Source organism: Streptacidiphilus sp. MAP12-20 (genome assembly GCF_041262525.1).
GTDB lineage: Bacteria > Actinomycetota > Actinomycetes > Streptomycetales > Streptomycetaceae > Streptacidiphilus.
The window spans coordinates 1-16,844 of sequence record NZ_JBGCCK010000040.1 but is presented as its reverse complement, the minus strand read 5'-3'; the positions used below and the strand labels follow the sequence as shown (position 1 = coordinate 16,844).

The 16,844-nt window shown below is 70.2% G+C and carries 16 protein-coding genes and 2 pseudogenes; 13 read left to right on the top strand and 5 right to left on the bottom strand.

The genetic code is table 11. From position 1 onward, the window contains the following. Positions 1-109: 109 nt before the first annotated feature. The 3 genes and pseudogenes from ABIA32_RS32655 to ABIA32_RS32645 all read left to right on the top strand — a co-directional run. Positions 110-304, top strand: a pseudogene (locus ABIA32_RS32655) (DUF2252 family protein); the annotation flags it as partial. Beyond that, positions 301-1,719, top strand: a complete 1,419-nt coding sequence (locus tag ABIA32_RS32650) for a chloride channel protein (protein ID WP_370103363.1) — start codon at positions 301-303, stop codon at positions 1,717-1,719. The pseudogene ABIA32_RS32655 and the gene ABIA32_RS32650, both read left to right, overlap by 4 nt. A gap of 125 nt (positions 1,720-1,844) precedes the next feature. Beyond that, positions 1,845-2,783, top strand: a complete 939-nt coding sequence (locus ABIA32_RS32645) for an aldose 1-epimerase family protein (RefSeq protein WP_370103361.1) — start codon at positions 1,845-1,847, stop codon at positions 2,781-2,783. Positions 2,784-2,979: 196 nt separating this feature from the next. On the opposite strand, the gene ABIA32_RS32640 is transcribed toward ABIA32_RS32645, so the two are convergent. Further along, the gene (locus tag ABIA32_RS32640; RefSeq protein ID WP_370103359.1) at positions 2,980-3,540 is read right to left on the bottom strand and encodes a gluconokinase; all 561 of its coding nucleotides are present in this window, start codon (positions 3,538-3,540) and stop codon (positions 2,980-2,982) included. A 186-nt stretch (positions 3,541-3,726) separates the two neighbouring features. On the opposite strand from ABIA32_RS32640, the gene ABIA32_RS32635 reads away from it, so the two are divergent. The 6 genes and pseudogenes from ABIA32_RS32635 to ABIA32_RS32610 all read left to right on the top strand — a co-directional run. Then, positions 3,727-4,680, top strand: coding sequence for a 2-hydroxyacid dehydrogenase (locus tag ABIA32_RS32635; RefSeq protein WP_370103358.1), 954 nt, complete (start codon positions 3,727-3,729; stop codon positions 4,678-4,680). A gap of 172 nt (positions 4,681-4,852) precedes the next feature. Continuing rightward, on the top strand, positions 4,853-5,692 hold the full coding sequence (locus ABIA32_RS32630; RefSeq protein WP_370103357.1) for an SDR family oxidoreductase: 840 nt from the start codon (positions 4,853-4,855) through the stop codon (positions 5,690-5,692). Between the two features lie 6 nt (positions 5,693-5,698). Further along, the gene (locus ABIA32_RS32625; protein WP_370103355.1) at positions 5,699-7,072 is read left to right on the top strand and encodes an NAD(P)/FAD-dependent oxidoreductase; all 1,374 of its coding nucleotides are present in this window, start codon (positions 5,699-5,701) and stop codon (positions 7,070-7,072) included. Further along, positions 7,069-8,559 (top strand): cytochrome ubiquinol oxidase subunit I, encoded by a 1,491-nt coding sequence (locus ABIA32_RS32620; RefSeq protein WP_370103353.1) that lies wholly within the window; start codon positions 7,069-7,071, stop codon positions 8,557-8,559. The genes ABIA32_RS32625 and ABIA32_RS32620 overlap by 4 nt, the downstream gene beginning before the upstream one ends. Then, entirely contained in the window at positions 8,556-9,602 is a 1,047-nt protein-coding gene (locus ABIA32_RS32615; protein WP_370103351.1) for a cytochrome d ubiquinol oxidase subunit II, read from the top strand. Before ABIA32_RS32620 ends, ABIA32_RS32615 begins: the two co-directional genes overlap by 4 nt. 69 nt (positions 9,603-9,671) lie before the next feature. After that, positions 9,672-9,917: pseudogene (locus ABIA32_RS32610) on the top strand (DUF389 domain-containing protein); the annotation flags it as partial. 29 nt (positions 9,918-9,946) lie between these two features. On the opposite strand, the gene ABIA32_RS32605 reads toward ABIA32_RS32610, so the two are convergent. Continuing rightward, a complete protein-coding gene (locus ABIA32_RS32605; RefSeq protein WP_370103349.1) occupies positions 9,947-10,435 on the bottom strand; it encodes a hypothetical protein in 489 nt (162 codons plus the stop codon). Between the two features lie 738 nt (positions 10,436-11,173). Here ABIA32_RS32605 and ABIA32_RS32600 point away from each other — a divergent pair. Continuing rightward, entirely contained in the window at positions 11,174-12,538 is a 1,365-nt protein-coding gene (locus ABIA32_RS32600; protein ID WP_370103347.1) for a glutamate decarboxylase, read from the top strand. 783 nt (positions 12,539-13,321) lie between these two features. On the opposite strand, the gene ABIA32_RS32595 is transcribed toward ABIA32_RS32600, so the two are convergent. From ABIA32_RS32595 to ABIA32_RS32585, 3 genes are all read right to left on the bottom strand, one after another. Next, entirely contained in the window at positions 13,322-13,633 is a 312-nt protein-coding gene (locus tag ABIA32_RS32595) for an SHOCT domain-containing protein (protein ID WP_370103345.1), read from the bottom strand. A gap of 68 nt (positions 13,634-13,701) precedes the next feature. Next, a complete protein-coding gene (locus ABIA32_RS32590) occupies positions 13,702-14,133 on the bottom strand; it encodes a DUF6325 family protein (RefSeq protein ID WP_370103343.1) in 432 nt (143 codons plus the stop codon). A gap of 142 nt (positions 14,134-14,275) precedes the next feature. After that, the gene (locus ABIA32_RS32585; protein WP_370103341.1) at positions 14,276-14,677 is read right to left on the bottom strand and encodes an SHOCT domain-containing protein; all 402 of its coding nucleotides are present in this window, start codon (positions 14,675-14,677) and stop codon (positions 14,276-14,278) included. Here ABIA32_RS32585 and ABIA32_RS32580 point away from each other — a divergent pair. From ABIA32_RS32580 to ABIA32_RS32570, 3 genes are all read left to right on the top strand, one after another. Further along, complete coding sequence (locus ABIA32_RS32580) at positions 14,676-14,861, top strand: hypothetical protein (protein ID WP_370103339.1); 186 nt, start codon at positions 14,676-14,678, stop codon at positions 14,859-14,861. The genes ABIA32_RS32585 and ABIA32_RS32580 overlap by 2 nt on opposite strands. Positions 14,862-15,296: 435 nt before the next feature. Beyond that, complete coding sequence (locus ABIA32_RS32575; RefSeq protein WP_370103337.1) at positions 15,297-16,142, top strand: hypothetical protein; 846 nt, start codon at positions 15,297-15,299, stop codon at positions 16,140-16,142. A 422-nt stretch (positions 16,143-16,564) separates the two neighbouring features. Then, a complete protein-coding gene (locus tag ABIA32_RS32570; RefSeq protein ID WP_370103335.1) occupies positions 16,565-16,717 on the top strand; it encodes a hypothetical protein in 153 nt (50 codons plus the stop codon). Positions 16,718-16,844 lie beyond the last annotated feature (127 nt).

The following is a 16,844-nucleotide window of genomic DNA, read 5'->3' as shown; positions in this document are numbered from 1 at the left end:
AGGGCACTGCGCGAGGCCGAAGGTAGCCGCTCGGCAGGGAGCCGGTCCGCGGCGCGCGCCGTGATCGCTCCGGTCGCCGCGGCTTCCGGGACCAGCGAGATCAGTCAGGAGGCTTTCGATGCCTGTCAACGACTTCGACGAGACCCTGTCCGGCCCGCGGGAGTGGGACGCCAAGAGGCTGTCGGCCGGCCTGGTCATCACCGGGCGAGCGAACGGCTTCGACGACGCCGAGGGAGCGGACATCGTGCGAGCCAACGTGCCCTCGTACCGTGAGGCCGCGGGGACCCTGGAGGCCTCGGCGTGACCGCCCCTGGCCGTCCGGTCGAGCGGGAGGGGAGCCCCCCGTCAGCCACGGCGAACCCGCTCACGCTCGTCCGCAGCCGCGGGTACCTGGTGCTGCTCCTGATCGCCGGCGTGCTCGGTGTCCCGATCTCGGCGGCGGCTTTCGGCTTTCTCGCGCTCGTCAACGAGCTCCAGTCGCTGACCTACACGGATCTGCCCAAGGCCCTGGGATTCCACGGCACGCCGAACTGGTGGCCGGTGCCGCTCCTCGCCGTGGCCGGGCTCGTCGTCGGCCCGATCATCCGGTATCTCCCCGGAGGCGGCGGACACGAGCCGGCCCACGGGTTCGTGGCGTCGGGCCCGACCCCGACGGCCGACCTGCCCGGTGTCGCGCTCGCCGCAGTGGTCTCACTGAGCCTTGGGGCGGTCATCGGGCCTGAGGCTCCGCTCATCGCGCTGGGCAGCGGACTGGCCGTGGCCGCGCTCCGGCTGGCCAGGAAGTCGTTCCCGAAGCAGGCGACGGCCGTCGTCGGGGCCTCCGGGAGCTTCGCTGCGATCAGCACCCTGCTCGGCTCTCCGCTGCTCGGGGCTTTCCTGCTGATGGAGATGTCCGGCCTGGGCGGACCGATGCTCGGCGTCGTCCTCGTGCCCGGCCTGCTCGCCTCCGGCATCGGCGCGCTGATCTTCACCGGCCTGGGCTCGTGGACCGGACTGGGCACGTACTCGCTGTCGTTGCCCAACGTCCCCCACGCCGCCCGGCCGGACTTCGCCGGGTTCGGCTGGGCCCTCCTGATCGGAGTGGCGGCGGCGTTCGTCGGCGCCGGGATCCGATGGTTCGCCCTTCGGCTGTTGAAAGTGGTCGAGCGACGGCGGCTGCCGGCGACCGTGCTCGCGGGCGTCGTCGTCGGGGTGATCGCCCTCGGCTACGCGGAGTGGACCGGGCATGCGGCATCGGGGGTGCTGTACTCGGGACAGAGCGGACTCGGACCCCTCCTCGACACCAGCGCCCAGTATTCGGGCGGCGCCCTCGTGGTGCTGGTGGCCTGCAAGGCGGTGGCATACTCCGTGTCCATGGCGGCGTTCCGGGGCGGCCCCGTCTTCCCGGCCATGTTCGTCGGTGCTGCCGGCGGGATCGCGCTCTCGCATCTGCCCGGTCTGGGCGTGACCACCGGGCTTGCGCTGGGCGTCGGCGCGATGTCCGCAGCGATGCTCAGGTTCCCGATGGTCTCCGTGCTGCTCGCAACCCTTCTCCTGGGCACGCAAGGAATCACCGTGATGCCGCTGGTGATCGTGGCTGTCGTGGTCTCCTACGTCCTCACGCTCAGGCTGCCGCAGCCACCCGCCGCGCCACACGGCGCGCCCGCCGCCGGGCAGGAGGCATCCGAGCCGGCGGGCGGTGAGCCGTCGGCGGGCTCGGGTGGACGTGCGAGCGGGTGACTTCACCCGTGTCGGTCTTGATCCCCCGAGCACGGACCAGCAGAGTCGCCCGGGGAGCCTGCCGGTGGCGCTGAAGGCACCGGTTGCGCGGCACGAGGCCGCGACGGCTCACGAGGAGGCCGCGTGTGACCGATTCCCTGACCGGCCGCCAGCACCGGCTTCGGCAAGGCGAGCAGACAGCCGTGATCGTGGAGCTGGGCGCTGCCCTGCGCGCTTACCGCGTGGCCGGGCGGTCCGTCGTCGACGGATTCGGCGCCGACGACACGATTGACGGAGGACGCGGTCAGCTGCTGGTCCCGTGGCCGAATCGCGTCCGCGAAGGCGCCTACGCGTGGCAACGGGAAGAGCTCCAGTTGCCGCTGACCGAGCCCGAGCACGGCAACGCCATCCACGGGTTGCTGCGCTGGACCTCCTGGGAGGTGCGGGAGACGGCTGAGCACCGCGTCACGCTGGGCGTCACCCTCTGGCCCCAGCCGGGCTACCCGTTCCTCCTGGACGTCACCGCCGCGTACGAGCTCACCGCCGACGGCCTCGACGTCGCGATCACCGCGCGTAACGCCGGCTCACGCGCCGCGCCCTACGGCGTCGGCCAGCACCCCTACCTCACGGTAGGGACGGCGCTGGTCGATGACGTCGTGCTCACCGTGCCCGCCGGTCTTTGGCTCCGCACGGACGAACGGGGCATTCCCTCGTCGACCGAGTCTGTCTCGGGCACCCATTACGACTTCCGCACCCCGCAGCGCATCTCCGAGCGGCGTCTCGACACCGCCTTCACCGGCCTGGAACGTGACGCCGCGGGCCGGTCCGTGGTTCGTCTGGCCCATCCGTCCGGTGTGCGCGGTGTGGACGTCCGGCTCGGCGAGGGAGCGGACTTCGTGCAGGTGTACAGCGGTGACACGCTTCCCGAGGGTGCCCGGCGGCGGGCTCTCGCCGTTGAGCCGATGACCTGCCCTGCGAACGCCTTCCGGAGCGGCGACACCCTGGTGACCCTCGCAAGCGGCGACCAGCACGTCCTGCGCTGGGGTCTGACACCCTGGGGATCCTGGGCCGCGGAGACGCCCTGAGGCCGCCCCGCGTGGCCGTGCTGTGCGGGGCCCAGGCCGTCCCGCCACCCGGCCTGTCGGTGTCGTCTCAGTCGGTCCCCGCATCGGGCTCGCGATGGCCAAGGGGTCCTCGCCCAGGGCCGCCAGGCGCTCGGTAAGCCGTGATCGGCGCCGCCGTCGAACACGGAGCCCCACGGTCGCGCGCCACCGCGCTCGGTCAGAGATCGCCGGAGTCCGGCGTCCGATGGTGCGCGCCTTCGAACCGGGTGACGGCGCTCTGCACCAGGTCGAGGTTGGCAGCGGTGTCCGCAGCGGCGTCGATCGTCAGGCCGGGCTCGCCCGCGCGTAGGGGCTGGAGCGTGTCGTACTGGGAGTCCAGCAACTCCGGCGCCATGAAGTGTCCGGCCCGGCGGGAGATCCGTTCACGGGCGACCTCCCGGTCCAGGGCGAGGTGCAGGAACCAGACGCCGGGACTGGCCGCGAGCAGCAGATCCCGGTACTCGACCTTGAGCGCTGAGCACGCCAGCACGCCACCCCGGTGCTCGCGCCGTGTCTCGCGGATCCAGTCGGCCAGGGCCTCCAGCCAGGGCACGCGATCCGCGTCGTCGAGCGGGTGCCCCGCCGTCATCTTGGCGCGGTTCTCCGCCGAGTGAAAGTCGTCGCCCTCGAGGAAGGGCACTCCGAGGCGCTGCGCCAGCAGCCGACCGAAGGTGGTCTTGCCCGATGCGGAGACGCCCATGACGACCACGATCGTCGGCGCTGTCCCGGATGTGCCCACGAAGCCTCTCCTGGGTCTCGCGTGGTCCCTGCGACCACTCCTGCTGATCCTGCGCGCGTGGAGGCGCCGTGCCGAGCGTTGCCGCGCCGCGGTACCCGCGCAAATGACCCGAATGGGTCCGGTCCGTGTCCCGTGTCCCTGTCGGCCGAGATGCCCGAGCCGGCGATCGGTGCTGGGATTCGTTCCATGAGCCCTGCGGACCCGCCGGGCCGGTCTCCGGCTCGGATGCTGCTTCCCTATGCGCCCACCGAGATCGGCTTCCTGCCGTTGGTGCCGGTGGCGCTCTGGAACGGCCGTGGCGAACCGCCGCCGCAGGGCGTGCTCGACGGGGTGGAGTTCTTCGTCATCCCCTACGGCTTCGCCTCCGAGTCCACGCCGTTGTTCGGGCGCATGCCCCGGCTTCGGGTCCTGCAGAGCCTGTCGGCCGGGGTGGAGGACCTCCTGGCGTTCGTGCCTCCGGGTGTCTCCCTCTGCAACGCCAGCGGCGTCCATGACACGAGCACAGCGGAGCTCGCGGTGACGCTCATCCTGTCGGCGCTGCGCGGCATCGCCGGATTCGTGCGGGCGCAGAACGCCGAGTCGTGGCAGAGCGGTTCCTTCCCCTCGCTCGCCGACCGGACCGTCCTCGTTCTCGGTTACGGTTCGATCGGCGAGGCCGTCGAGGACCGGCTCGCGGGCTTCGAGTGCGAGGTGCTGCGGGTGGCCCGATCGGCCAGGGTGGCGGCCCGGGGACCGGTGCATGCCTTGGCGCAGTTGCCGGACCTTCTCCCCAGGTGCGACGTCGTGGTCCTGACTCTCCCGCTCACCGACGAGACCCGTCGTCTAGTCGATGCCGGCTTCCTCGCCGCGATGCGGGATGACGCCCTGCTGGTCAACGTGGCGCGGGGGGCCGTCGTCGACACCGCCGCACTGCTGGCGCAGTTGCGGCGGGGACGGCTGAGCGCGGCCCTCGACGTGACGGATCCGGAGCCGCTGCCGGCCGGGCATCCGCTGTGGCATGCCCCCCGTACCCTGATCAGTCCTCATACGGGCGGCAACACCTCCGCGTTCCTGCCGCGGGCGCACCGGCTCATCCGCGCCCAGGTACAGCGCTATCTGGCGGGGGAGCAGGTCGAGAACGTCGTCGTGTCACCGACGTGAGGGCGGTCGCGGCGGGCGTGATACTCCCCGCTGCGCCATCGGGTGGACGGCGGTACCTCCGACGGCCCAACGAAGCGAGTGCCTGCGCGTGGCCGGCTGCTCAAGGTGGTTGTGTCGCAACGGCAGACCGGTCGGCCCTTGTGCTCGGACACACCAAAGTTGGGAGACGTCAGTGACTTCACCGGCGGACGGCGAACGGCAGCCGGCGGCGCTGCCGCTGCTGCGCGGGCAGAAGGCCCTGGTGACCGGAGCGAACTCCGGCATCGGCCTGGCGACCGCGATCGGGCTGGGTCGCGCGGGGGCGGACGTGGTCGTCAACTACGTCTTCGGCAAGGAGGCCGCCGAGGACGTGGTGAGCCAGATCCAGAGCTTCGGCGTGCGGGCTTTCGCGCACGAGGCGGACGTGTCGGACGAGGGCCAGGTCGTCGGCATGTTCGCCCGCATGATGGAGGAGTTCGGCACGATCGACGTGCTGGTGGCCAACGCCGGCCTACAGCGGGATGCCGCCCTGACGGACATGACCGTCGAGCAGTGGCACAAGGTTCTCGACGTCAACCTCACCGGGCAGTTCCTGTGCGCCAGGGAAGCCGCGAAGGAGTTCCTGCGCCGGGGTGTCGTTCCGGAGGTGTCGCGCTCCGCGGGGAAGATCGTCTGCATGAGCTCGGTGCACCAGATCATTCCCTGGTCCGGCCATGCGAACTACGCCGCCTCCAAGGGCGGGGTGCTGATGCTGATGCAGACCCTGGCACAGGAGCTCGGCCCGCACGGGATCCGGGTCAACGCTGTCGCACCGGGAGCCATCCGTACCCCCATCAACCGCAGCGCCTGGGACACGCCCGAGGCCGAGCAGGAGCTCCTGAAGCTGATCCCGTACCGCCGGGTCGGCGACCCGGAGGACATCGCCGACGCGGTGACCGTGCTCGCGTCGGATCTGATGGACTACGTCGTGGGCACGACGCTCTACGTCGACGGCGGGATGACCCTCTTCCCCGGCTTCGCCACCGGAGGCTGACCCCCGGTGGAGGATCACGTCACTCCACGCCGCGTGGTCATCCTCGGCGGCGGTTTCGCCGGACTGTTCGCCGTCCGGGCCCTGCGGCGGGCACCCGTCGCGGTGACGCTGGTGGACCGCTGCGCGCACCACCTGTTCCAGCCGTTGCTCTACCAGTGCGCCTCGGGGATTCTGTCCAGCGGTCAGATCGCGCAGCCGCTGCGCGCTGTCCTGCGCCGTCACGAGAGCGTGCGCTGCCTGCTCGCGACGGCGACGGACCTGGACGTGAACGGGCGGGTCGTCCACGCCGTGCGCCCGGACGGCAGCAGCCTCACGCTTCCCTACGACGACCTGATCGTGGGCATCGGCGTGAAGCAGTCGTACTTCGGGCACGACGACTTCGCCGAGCACGCCCCGGGCATGAAGACCCTGGACGACGCTCTCGGCCTGCGGCGCAGGATCTACCGTGCATTCGAGATGGCGGAGTCGGCCGAGGACCCGCAGGAACGTGACGCCTGGCTCACCTTCGCCCTGGTGGGCGCGGGCCCGACCGGGGTCGAGCTGGCCGGGCAGATCCGGGAGATCGCGAGCCGTACCCTCGACCGGGAGTTCTCCAGCATCGACCCGAGCCAGGCGAGGGTGCTGCTCTTCGAGGGATCGGACGCGGTCCTGGGCGCGTTCGGTCCGGTCCTGGCCCGTCGCGCGGCCCGAACGCTGCGCAAGCTCGGCGTCGAGATCCGGCTCGGCTCGATCGCCACCGACGTGGACGAGCGGGGACTGACGGTCCGTCGGCACGACGGCGGCTCGGAACGCTTCAAAGCCCGCACCGTGCTGTGGACCGCTGGGGTCGAAGCCCCGCCCCTGGCCGCGGCGCTGGCCCGGGCGACCGGAGCCGAGCAGGACCGGGCCGGGCGGATCATGGTCGAACCGGACCTCACCCTCGTCGGCCATCCAGAGATCCGGGTCGTCGGCGATCTCATGAGCCTGAACAAGCTGCCGGGCCTGGCCGAGGTCGCGATGCAGAGCGGCGCCTACGCGGGCCGCCGGATCCGCCACGCCGTTGAGGGCCGGACCCGGAAGGCGCGTCCGTTCCGCTACCTGGATCTGGGCAGCGCGGCCTACATCTCCCGTGGCCGTGCCGTCGTCAAGATGGGCAGGTTCCACGCGTCCGGGCTGCCGGGCTGGTTCATCTGGCTGTTCATCCACATCGTCTTCCTCACCGGCTTCCGTAGCCGGCTCGGGGCGCTGATCAGCTGGGCGGTGGTCTTCGCCTCCGGCTCCCGGCGCGAACGCGCCTTCACCTCGCCTCGACCGCAGGCTGCGTTGGCGGACCCGGCGTCCCTGCCCGGCCCCCCGGCAGATCCCACGATCATCCGGCACGATCCACCGAGGCCCGCATGAACACCCTCACGGCTCTGCTGGCGAGCGGCCCCGCGCAGGAGGCACCCGCCCGCCAGATGATGGCCTTCACTCTGGGTTACCACATCCTCCTCGTGCCCTTCGGCGTGGCACTGCCGTTCATCACCCTGGTCATGCACCACCGGGCCCTGCGCAGGAACGACCCCGTCGCCCTGCTGCTCGCGCGGCGCTGGTCGGCCGTGATGGCCGTCCAGTTCGCCGTCGGCATCATCACCGGCACGGTCCTGACGTTCGAGTTCGGGCTGCTGTGGCCCAAGATGATGGGCACCTGGGGAGGCGTCTTCGGCCTCGGCTTCGGAGTCGAGGCGTGGGCGTTCTTCCTGGAGGCCGTGCTCATCGCGATCTACCTCTACGGCTGGCGCCGCCTCAAGCCGTGGACGCACTTCTGGCTCGCCATGCCGCTGCCGTTCGCCGCGCTGATGGGCGCCTTCGGCATCATCGGCGCCAACTCCTGGATGAACACCCCCCAGGGCTTCACCCTGGACTCCAGCGGCAAGCCGATGAACGTGACCGTACAGCAGGCGATCTTCACCCCGATGTTCGGCCCCGAGTACTGGCACTTCGTGGCCGCCATGTTCCTGACGGCGGGTTACGTCGTGGCTGGCGTCTACGCGGTGGGCTGGCTCCGTGGACGCCGCGACCGCTACCACAAACTCGGCTTCTGCGTCCCGTTCACCGTCGCCGCGATCCTCACCCCGGTGCAGTTCTTCCTCGGCGACAACATCGCCCGGCAGATCTACCACAAGCAGCCGGAGAAGTTCGCCGCCGCCGAGATCGTTTGGAACACCGGCACGCACGTCCCCGAGTACCTCTTCGGCCGGCTGCAGTCCGACGGAGGCGTCAAAGGCGGCCTGAAGATCCCCGACCTGGACTCCTTCCTCGCCGGATTCAGCGCGAAAACACAGGTCACCGGCCTGACGTCGGTCCCGGCCGCCGACCGGCCCACCGCGGCGGAAGCGACCCTGGTGCACTGGACCTTCGACATCATGGCGCTGATCGGCAGCGTGCTGATCCCGCTCGCCCTGTGGTACGCCGCGTACTGGTGGCGGCGCCGGGACCTGCCCAGGACGCGGTGGTTCTTCCGCTGCGCCGCCCTGGCCGGCGTCGCCAGCTGGATCACCGTGGAGTGCGGCTGGATCACCACCGAGGTGGGCCGCCAGCCCTGGATCGTCTACCAGTACATGCGGGTCTCCGACGCGGTGACACCCACCAAGGCGAGCTCGCTGTGGACCATGTTCGGCATCATCGTCGTGGTCTACCTGCTCCTGGGCGGTGCCTTCGTGGGAGTGCTCCGGATGATGAGCCGACGCTGGCGCCGCGCCGACCTGGGGCCGGCCCGCCCGGCGGACGAGGGCCCGGAGACCGACACGCCCTACGGGCCCCGGCCGGAACCGGCCGCCGTCGCCCCGGGGTCCTCGGCGCCGCCACCCGACCACGGAACCGGACAGGCAAAGGGGGGCACCGAATGACCGCCGGTGTCGTGGCGTGGATCCTGCTCCTGGCTGTCGCCGCCTATGCCTGCGGCGGCGGGGTCGACTACGGCGCGGGATTCTGGGACCTGGTCGCTGGCGGCACCGAGCGGGGAGAACGTCCGCGCTGGCTGATCGACCACGCCATGGAGCCGGTCTGGGAGGTCAACAACGTCTGGCTGATCTTCGTGTTCATCCTCATGTGGACTGGCTTCCCCGTCTTCTTCGAGGCCGTGTTCAGCGCGATGTGGCTGCCGCTCGCCCTGGCCGCCGTCGGCCTGGTGCTGCGCGGCGCGGGATTCGCCCTGCGCAAGCCCACCCGCCGGCTGGCCCGACGCCGGATCTACGGTGCCGTCTTCGCGGTCTCCTCCCTGCTGACCCCGTTCTTCCTCGGAGCCGCGATCGGCGGCGTGGCGTCCGGCCGTGCCGCCCCCGGCGTCACGGCTTCGGCCGAGGTCTGGGCCAACACGACCTCCGTCATCGCCGGCCTGCTCGCGGTCGCGGCCACGGCCTTCCTGGGAGCGGTCTTCCTCACTGCGGACGCCCGCCGTTTCGACGCCCGGGACCTCGAGATCTACTTCCGGCTGCGGGCCTGGTGCGCCCTGGTGGTCGTGGGTGTCCTGGCCCTGATCGGCCTCGCCACCACCCACAAGCACACCTCGTACGTCTACCACGGGCTCACCCACGGACTCGGACTCCTCCTGGTGCTTCTCTCGCTGGCGGCCGCCGTGGCCACCGCGTGGCTGGTCGTCGGGCGGGCGGGATGGGCCCGGTTCAGCTCGGTCGCCGCCGTGGCCCTGGTCATCGCCGCCTGGGGCACGGCGCAGCGCCCCTACCTGGTGCCGACCTCCCTCACCGTGCAGCAGGCGGCCGGCGCGACCAGGACGTTGCAGTGGCTGATCCTGGTCACCGCGATCGCGATCGTGCTGGTCGGGCCGGCGTTGTTCCTGCTCTACCGCCTCGACACGCGCGGTCTGCTCGAAGCTCAGACGGACGCGGACGTCGAAGGCGGCCCCGTTCTCCCGGACACCCCGGCGTCCTGATGCGGTGGCCGTCCGGTCGTCGTGAGGACATGACGGATGGTCGAAAGCAGATCGGGCCACGAGGTGCGGAGCGCACTGCTCGGAGTCTTCATCCCCGTCACCACCATCCCGGCGGCCGCGGACATCGGAGTCTCCACCGCGTTCGGGAGCTGGAGCGAGGCCCGTGGATCGTTGATCCAACTGCTCGTCAACATCGTCGTGCTGATCGCGGTCGGCACACTCACACTCAAGGCCCAGCAGGCCGTCTGGCGGCGGGTCGGCCGCCGCGACTCACACGGACGCCAAGCGGACCTGCGCGACCACGGGGCGGCATGACGGGCTGCCGCGGGCGGCCTGGTACCAGCTCAGCCCCGACGGCCCCAGCGGCTCCACTCCGGCTCGACAAGAGTCCACTCCTCTTCCCAGGACCGCTCCACTCGCTTGTTCAGTGCGTACCGGGCCCAGGCGTGTCCGCCGACCAGGAGCGTGGCGGCCCCGGCGAACGACGCCACCGCGTACGCCACGGCAGTGCCGGCGCTCTGGGCGGCCCCGGTGGGAGGGGTCTGCGGGACGTCGTTCCGATCGACCCAGATGACCACATGGTCGCCCAGCCCTGTCGAGGCCGAGACCCTCGCCTGTGCTGCATGCCGGCCGCCGGCGTCGATCCAGTCGACCGTCGCGATCCTCACGCCGACGCCGGCCGCGAAGGGTTGTACGACGGTCACCGCGGGGACCTCGTGCAGATTCTCTGCCTGCCGCATGGCGGAGGCGCGATCGACGACGTAGGTGAGCAAGCCCAACAAGACGCACAGAGCGGCGGCGGCGACCAGGCCCAGGGCCAGGAGCGCCGGCAACCACCCTCGCAGGGTGTCGCTGCGGCGCCTCAGCGGATTCCGCCGCCGGGGCAGGGGCCACGGTGGTTGCGGCGCGGATGACGACGTGGCCACCGCCTCCCTTGTCCTCCGTGGGAGGCAACGGTCCGAATGGCCGGGACCTCTCGAGTGCGGGGCTGCAGAACGTGGCGATTCCATCATGGGGCCATCCGGCCGACCCCGCTTGCCCAAGACCGATCCTGCAGGTCACAGCCGAGAGCGGACGGTCCGCAGCTGGGGATCGGTTCCCGGCTCCGGCGACCCCGCGGCCTGCCGCCCGGAGCGTCTCCGAGGCTCTCGGGCCCCGGACAGGGGGATGACGTCGAACCAGTCGGCCGCCTCGGCGCCATGGTGGTGGGCGTGCGCGCAGTCGACGCCGGAGAGCCGCGGCGCAACCCGGGGCAGCAGGTGCCGCTGCAAGCTCATTGCCACGTCGCGTATGCCCATCCATGAAGGCGAGCGCCTTCTCCAGGCTCAGTGCTGCACGCCCCGCGAGCGCCGTCGCCAGGTCCAGGTCCGCCGTCGCGAAGGCGTCCGGGCGGTCGGAGCGGACGAACGTGGCCAGCCCGAGCAACCGTCCGTGCTCCTTCGACAGGCTCTCCAGCAACACCGGTTCCAGCGAGGCCTGCAACGCGCCGCACTGGGCCGTTCGGGTGTTTTCGAGTCCGGCTCACGAGTCCTGGGCATGGCTCCCGGACCGAAAGTGGTTGAGTCCCCGACATGAGCAAGAGTGACGCCGGAGCCCTGTTTGGCAACCGCTTTCTGACCATGCCAGCTCCCTCGACGACCTTTCCCGAGGAGGGCATGACCGCGACGGACGCCATGCGGCTGCTGGACGAGGACCTTGTCATGGAGGGCGACCCGCAGCGCAACCTCGCCACCTTCGTCACCACGTGGATGGAGCCGGAGGCGCAGCGGATCATCGCCGAAAACCTCCACCGGAACTTCATCGATCACGCGGAGTACCCCATCTCCGCGGAGATCGAGCAGCGCTGTGTGCGGATGCTCGCCGATCTCTTCCACGCACCGGGCAAGACCGCCGGATGTCGGACCCAGGGCTCGTCCGAGGCGATCATGCTCGGCGCGCTGTCGCTGAAGTGGAAGTGGCGGGAGCGCCGCAAGGCGGCCAACCTGTCGGTCGACCGGCCCAACCTGGTCTTCGGCGGCGACGTCCACGTCGTGTGGGAGAAGTTCTGCCGCTACTTCGACGTCGAGCCGCGGATCGTGCCGCTTGCCGAAGACAAGTACACGATCGGCCCTGAGGACGTGGAGCCCCACCTCGACGAGAACACGATCGGCGTCGTCGCCGTCCTCGGCACCACATTCACCGGCCACAAGGACGACGTCGTCGGGATCGACAAGCTCCTGCGGGACTTCCGCAAGGAACGGGACCTCGACATCCCGATCCACGTCGACGCCGCCAGCGGCGGCTTCGTGTGGCCCTTCCTCTACCCGGACTCGAAATGGGACTTCCAGCTCGAGCAGGTCCGATCGATCAACGTCTCGGGTCACAAGTACGGCCTCGTCTACCCCGGCATCGGCTGGCTGATCTTCCGCGAGGAGTCCGACCTGGCCAAGGACCTTGTGTTCTACGAGAACTACCTGGGCAAGACCGACGCGACGTTCACACTGAACTTCTCCACCGGCGCTTCGATGGTGCTCGCGCAGTACTACAACTTCGTACGGCTGGGTCGCCAGGGCTACGCCTACGTCATGGAGACGATGCAGTCGAACGCTCTCGCGTTGGCGGACAACCTGCGGAGCAGCGGCCGCTTCGAAGTGATCGGCAGCGACCTCGAGCAGCTACCCCTGGTCGCCTTCCGCCTCACCGGCCAGCACGCCTACGACGAGTCCGACATTGCCTGGCAACTCTCGGCCGAGCGCGGCTGGATGGTGCCGGCGTACACGCTTCCGCCGAACGCCGAGCGGGTGAAGATCCTGCGTGCACTCGTCAAGGAAACCCTGAGCCGCGAGCAGATCGAGCGCCTGACCGAGGACATCGCCCGCGCATGTGCCACCTTGGACCAGAAGGGTGCGACCAGCGACGTCGAGCGGGCCCGGGTCAAGGGAGGGACCGGCTACTGAGTCACCGCACGAGCCGACGTGACACCACCCCCCGGATCATCGAACTACAGGGCGGAACAGTCATGCCGGGCCGGAGGCTGGGAGCCCCGTTGCGGGGCTACGAAGAGGGTAACGGGGGCTGCGCCTGAGGGCTGTGCCTCGGCGTGGCGGCGCCGCTGCGCCAACCAGTTCGACGCCTACGTCCGCCACCCGGCCGTCGCAGTCAACCGCCGCACGCTGGTGGTGAGCCGCACCCACCGGCGAGCGAGTGTCGGTGTGCCGCACCCACCGGCGAGCGAGTGTCGGTGTGCCGCGAGACCCTGGTGATGGGCGGCGACGTTCCGGTCGTAGCCGTCCGCCCGGAAGGGGCATCACCAGGTGGCTTCCACAGACGACGAGCCCGAGCACCAGGCGCTTGTCGACGCCGTGCACTCCAGGCGCGTCGCCGCGCAGGCCGCGTGAACGCGGAGGCCCGCGCCGCGCCATTCGTCGGTCCGTGACCCCCCTTTCGCGTCTCGCGCTCTCCCCTGCTTTCGCGGCCCTTCGATTGCCCAGGTCCGGAACTTGCTCATGGGCTTGGGGAGGCCGGTGTCGCGGCTGTCATTCGAGGTCGAGCGCGTTGAGAACACGTTGAGAACAGCCTGGAGGTATCCGATGGCGTGGGCGGCTGCGGCTGCAGTACGCCTCCGAGGAGATGTCCAGCCACGTGGCCTGCCGACGCGTGCACGAGGGCAAGCGACCTGGCGCTGCGGCGGTACGCCACCACGCACGAGCTGATCGTGCGTGGTGCCGCCCGCGGCTGGGTCAGAGGCCGAGCAGGCGCTGCTTTGCTGCGGCGAACTCCTCCGCGGTGATCAGGCCCTGGGTCTGCAGCGCCCCGAGCCGCTCCAACTGGTCGGCAATCGAATCACCCGTCGAGGCTGCGGGCGCGGGTTCCGGCGCTGGCGGTTGGGCTGCAGGTGGCTGCTGCTCGGCCATCTGCCCGGTGGCGCGTTGTTGCTGGCGGGCCGCGACACGGCCGCTGACCGCAGTCGCGGTGCCCGCGACGACGGCGGTGCGGGCGGCGGTGCCGATGAGGCCGCGACGGCCGGCGCGGGCGACGGGACGTCCGATCATGGTGAGGCTCCCGGGGTTGGCATGTCTGCCGTCCGCAGGGGTGAGCGGACGGGCAGCGGGGACGTGGCTCAGGCGGCGATGTCCGCCGCGCCCAGCTCGAGGATGTTCGCGGGAATCCGCTCGTGAGCGATGAGAATGCCGTCAGCGCGGCGGACCGCCCTGGCCAGGCTGGCCGCCCAGCGGTCCTCCCAGACCACGATCGCCGCGGAGCTGTTCGGCGGGATCTCCTCGGCGACCAGTTCCAGGTCCTCCTGGCTCAGCAGGCCCGAGACTTCCCCGTCGATCTCGGCGAACTGCTGCGCCTCCTGGGTGTCCAGCGCGTCCAGTTCGAGGATCTCCAGGGTGCCGGCGGCGTCCCGCTTGATGAAGGTCAGGTCGATGACGTGGACGATGCCCTGGCTGGTCAGCCTCGCCAGTTCGGCGGCGATCTCACCGCGGAAGCGGTTGCCGGGAAACGCGATCACGGCATATTCCACCGGTCCCATGTCCGACAGGTCCATGCGGTCCTCCCACGGGTCTCACCTGCCAGAGCAGGATGGTGTTGATCCGGCCCTGTGCCGGGTCTCTCCTATCGTGCGTCCGATGCGCGAGCGGAGCACGCGGAAGCGGCCACCCCGGCTGCTCGGTGCGTGGGTCCGGCGGTCATGCAGCCAGGAGTTTGGTCTTGGCCTGCTGGAACTCCTCCTCGTTCAACGCACCCTTGTCACGTAGCTCCGCGAGCCGCGCCAGCTCGTCGACGCTCGAGCCGCCGCCGGCGTTCTGCTGATCGGTGGCGGCCGCGTCGCGGACGTAGGCGCGGAGCGCCTGCTCCTGCTTCTGGTCCTGCTCCACGTCGCGTTGGCCCATGGAGTGGCCGCGCACGATGACGTAGACCAGCACGCCGAGGAAGGGCACCAGGATCACGAACAGGATCCACATCGCCTTCGCGAAGCCGCCCATGTCCTGGCTGCGGAAGATGTCGCCGAGGATGCGGAACAGCAGGAAAAGCCAGCCGTCGAGCGGTGAACTCGGTGCAGTGCCGGTAACGGCTCCGAAGGTGGGCATGGCCAGGACCGCGGTCGGGCTCAGCCGGGACATCGCCAGCCACATCGAGGCCATCGAACGGCTCGCGAGCTCGCCATGCCTCGTCCCGAACGGACCGGACGAGGAAGCCGAGTTCGACCAACTCCATGAGCAGATCACCACCCGGCTCGCCAAGATCCTGCACTCGCTCACAGCCGAAGCCTGAGCTCACGTGGCCGCGGTCCGCCGCAGCGCGGGCGGCGGCCCGAAGAGGCCCCGCGCTGCCAACCGACATACCAGCGACCCCCGGTACGGGCACGAAGGCCGAGCAGCTGTCATTGCTCGGTCCCGGAGGTGGTGAGCGAGGTAGCCAGGATGGTGATGTGGATGGCGAGCAGGAGGGTTCGCCCGATTTTTAGGGTTTAGTCGTCTATGGGGGTCAAGAGCTGCTTGGTGAGATTAGGAACAGCGGTCAGCCTGGCACGAACTCGGACAAGCCGCTTCGCCCTGGCGAACCAGCGGGTGCGGCACTCACAGCCAGTCAGATTTGAATCTGCCTGGAACTCTTGACTGCGCTGGTCAGCACGGGTTTACGGTGTCGCACCAGGCCCGGACGGGAGCTGGACCACAGGACCCCCACCCCGAATTCCCAGGGAGACGCATGCCTCGCGAGCACCTGCTGCCGCCCGCCGTCGCGAGGTGGTGTCGCGCGTCCGGCGCGACGCTGTGCGGGGCGCTTCTGGTCCAGCTGGGGCCCACAGCACTCAGCTGGGACCTCAACCAGTACCTCCCGGCGGCGGGAATCGCCGACGCGGCAGCGCTGTGGAACCTGCTCCAGGCGACGGGCATCGGAGCAGCAACCTCACTCCTGGTCCTGGTCGCGACGGTCCTCCTCAGCCCGCGCCTCTTCGAGGGTCGGCTGCCCTTGCTCGTGGGTGCGGGACTGCAGCTCCTGGCCGTCGCCGTGTGGCTCTGGTTCGCCGGCCAGCCGTTGAACCCCGTCCATGACCCGGCAATGTTGCTCTTCTCCGGCGGCAACGCCTTCACCGACCTGGCGCTGCCCACCGTCTTCGGCGCCTGGATCCTGCACGGCCGCAGGTCCCTGCGGCAGGCCGCACCCACCGGCGACCTGCCGCCAGCGCTCCCGGGGCTCTGGATTGGGTCCGACGCGAGTCTTCACCTCGATGCCACAGGCAGCTTCCACCTCAGCTCCGCCGATCCCGTACTCGACGGCTGCACCGGTACCTGGGCCGTGCCCCCCGGCGAGCCCGCCCCTCAGTCGATCCAGCTCCGCCATCGCGGTGAGACCGTCTTCGGCACGGGGGAGCACCTCAGCTCCTTGCACATCGTCGAGGACCTCGACCCGGGCGCCGGCCAGTCTCTCGTTACGTCCGACGGCGCGACCTACACGCGCGAGGCAGCACGGCCGCTCGTGCCGCGCCAGCGTGAGGAACCCAGCATCGACGCCGTCGAGATCCTTGAGTCCTGGCCCACCTCACGCACGTGACCTTGCGTCCGCTTATCCAGCAGGTTGCTGCGCCGTGTCGGAGTCGGGACAGGACTCCGAGGCCGCACCTGGATCGGACGCTATTGCCCAGTCGATGCTCCTGCCGGTCATCGCCCACGGGTCGGCCTGCGACGAGCTCACCACCCAGATGGTCACCCGTCGGGCACCGACCGCAGCGCCGCCCTGCGCGCGCGAGGAATTCAGGGACAGATTGCGCCGGTGGCCGGGCGGTCCGAGCCGCTACCGGGGACGGGGGGTCGGAGGTGCCCGTTCCTGCTCTGCAGAATTTTGCGGGAAGTCACGAGCGAGTAACGGCGACACTGCCCGTCGCGGCGCCGAGTGGGGCCGATTACGGCAGGCCTTCGCCGATCTCCTCCGAGTCGATCCGTCGGGCCCGGCGGGCTGCGGACGCCTTCCGGGACGTGCTCGTCCACGTCGAAGCGATCGAGCAGCTGCTGAACACTGGGGTCCTCGACCCCCGCACGCTGGACGAGGAAGCTGAGTTCGAGCAGCTCCTTAACGAGATCATCCAACGGCTCGACAGCGCCGCCCGCTCGCTGGGCCCAGGCGACTGACAACGGCATCGCCGTCTAACAGGGTCTCCATGGCGGGACTGTCAGGGATGTGGTGGGTGAGACCACTCGAAGGAGTTTCCGATGGCCGTGGGCAAGCGTCCCCTGATGGGGTCGGATTCGCGGGATC

What these genes read in the sequence shown, in the direction of transcription:
- ABIA32_RS32635 (WP_370103358.1), top strand. Translation starts at nt 3,727, where the DNA reads ATGAGCCCTGCGGACCCGCCGGGCCGGTCTCCGGCTCGGATGCTGCTT.
- ABIA32_RS32620 (WP_370103353.1), top strand. Translation starts at nt 7,069, where the DNA reads ATGAACACCCTCACGGCTCTGCTGGCGAGCGGCCCCGCGCAGGAGGCA.
- ABIA32_RS32615 (WP_370103351.1), top strand. Translation starts at nt 8,556, where the DNA reads ATGACCGCCGGTGTCGTGGCGTGGATCCTGCTCCTGGCTGTCGCCGCC.
- ABIA32_RS32600 (WP_370103347.1), top strand. Translation starts at nt 11,174, where the DNA reads ATGAGCAAGAGTGACGCCGGAGCCCTGTTTGGCAACCGCTTTCTGACC.
- ABIA32_RS32595 (WP_370103345.1), bottom strand. Translation starts at nt 13,633, where the DNA reads ATGATCGGACGTCCCGTCGCCCGCGCCGGCCGTCGCGGCCTCATCGGC.
- ABIA32_RS32590 (WP_370103343.1), bottom strand. Translation starts at nt 14,133, where the DNA reads ATGGACCTGTCGGACATGGGACCGGTGGAATATGCCGTGATCGCGTTT.
- ABIA32_RS32580 (WP_370103339.1), top strand. Translation starts at nt 14,676, where the DNA reads ATGGCCAGGACCGCGGTCGGGCTCAGCCGGGACATCGCCAGCCACATC.
- ABIA32_RS32585 (WP_370103341.1), bottom strand. Translation starts at nt 14,677, where the DNA reads ATGCCCACCTTCGGAGCCGTTACCGGCACTGCACCGAGTTCACCGCTC.
- ABIA32_RS32575 (WP_370103337.1), top strand. Translation starts at nt 15,297, where the DNA reads ATGCCTCGCGAGCACCTGCTGCCGCCCGCCGTCGCGAGGTGGTGTCGC.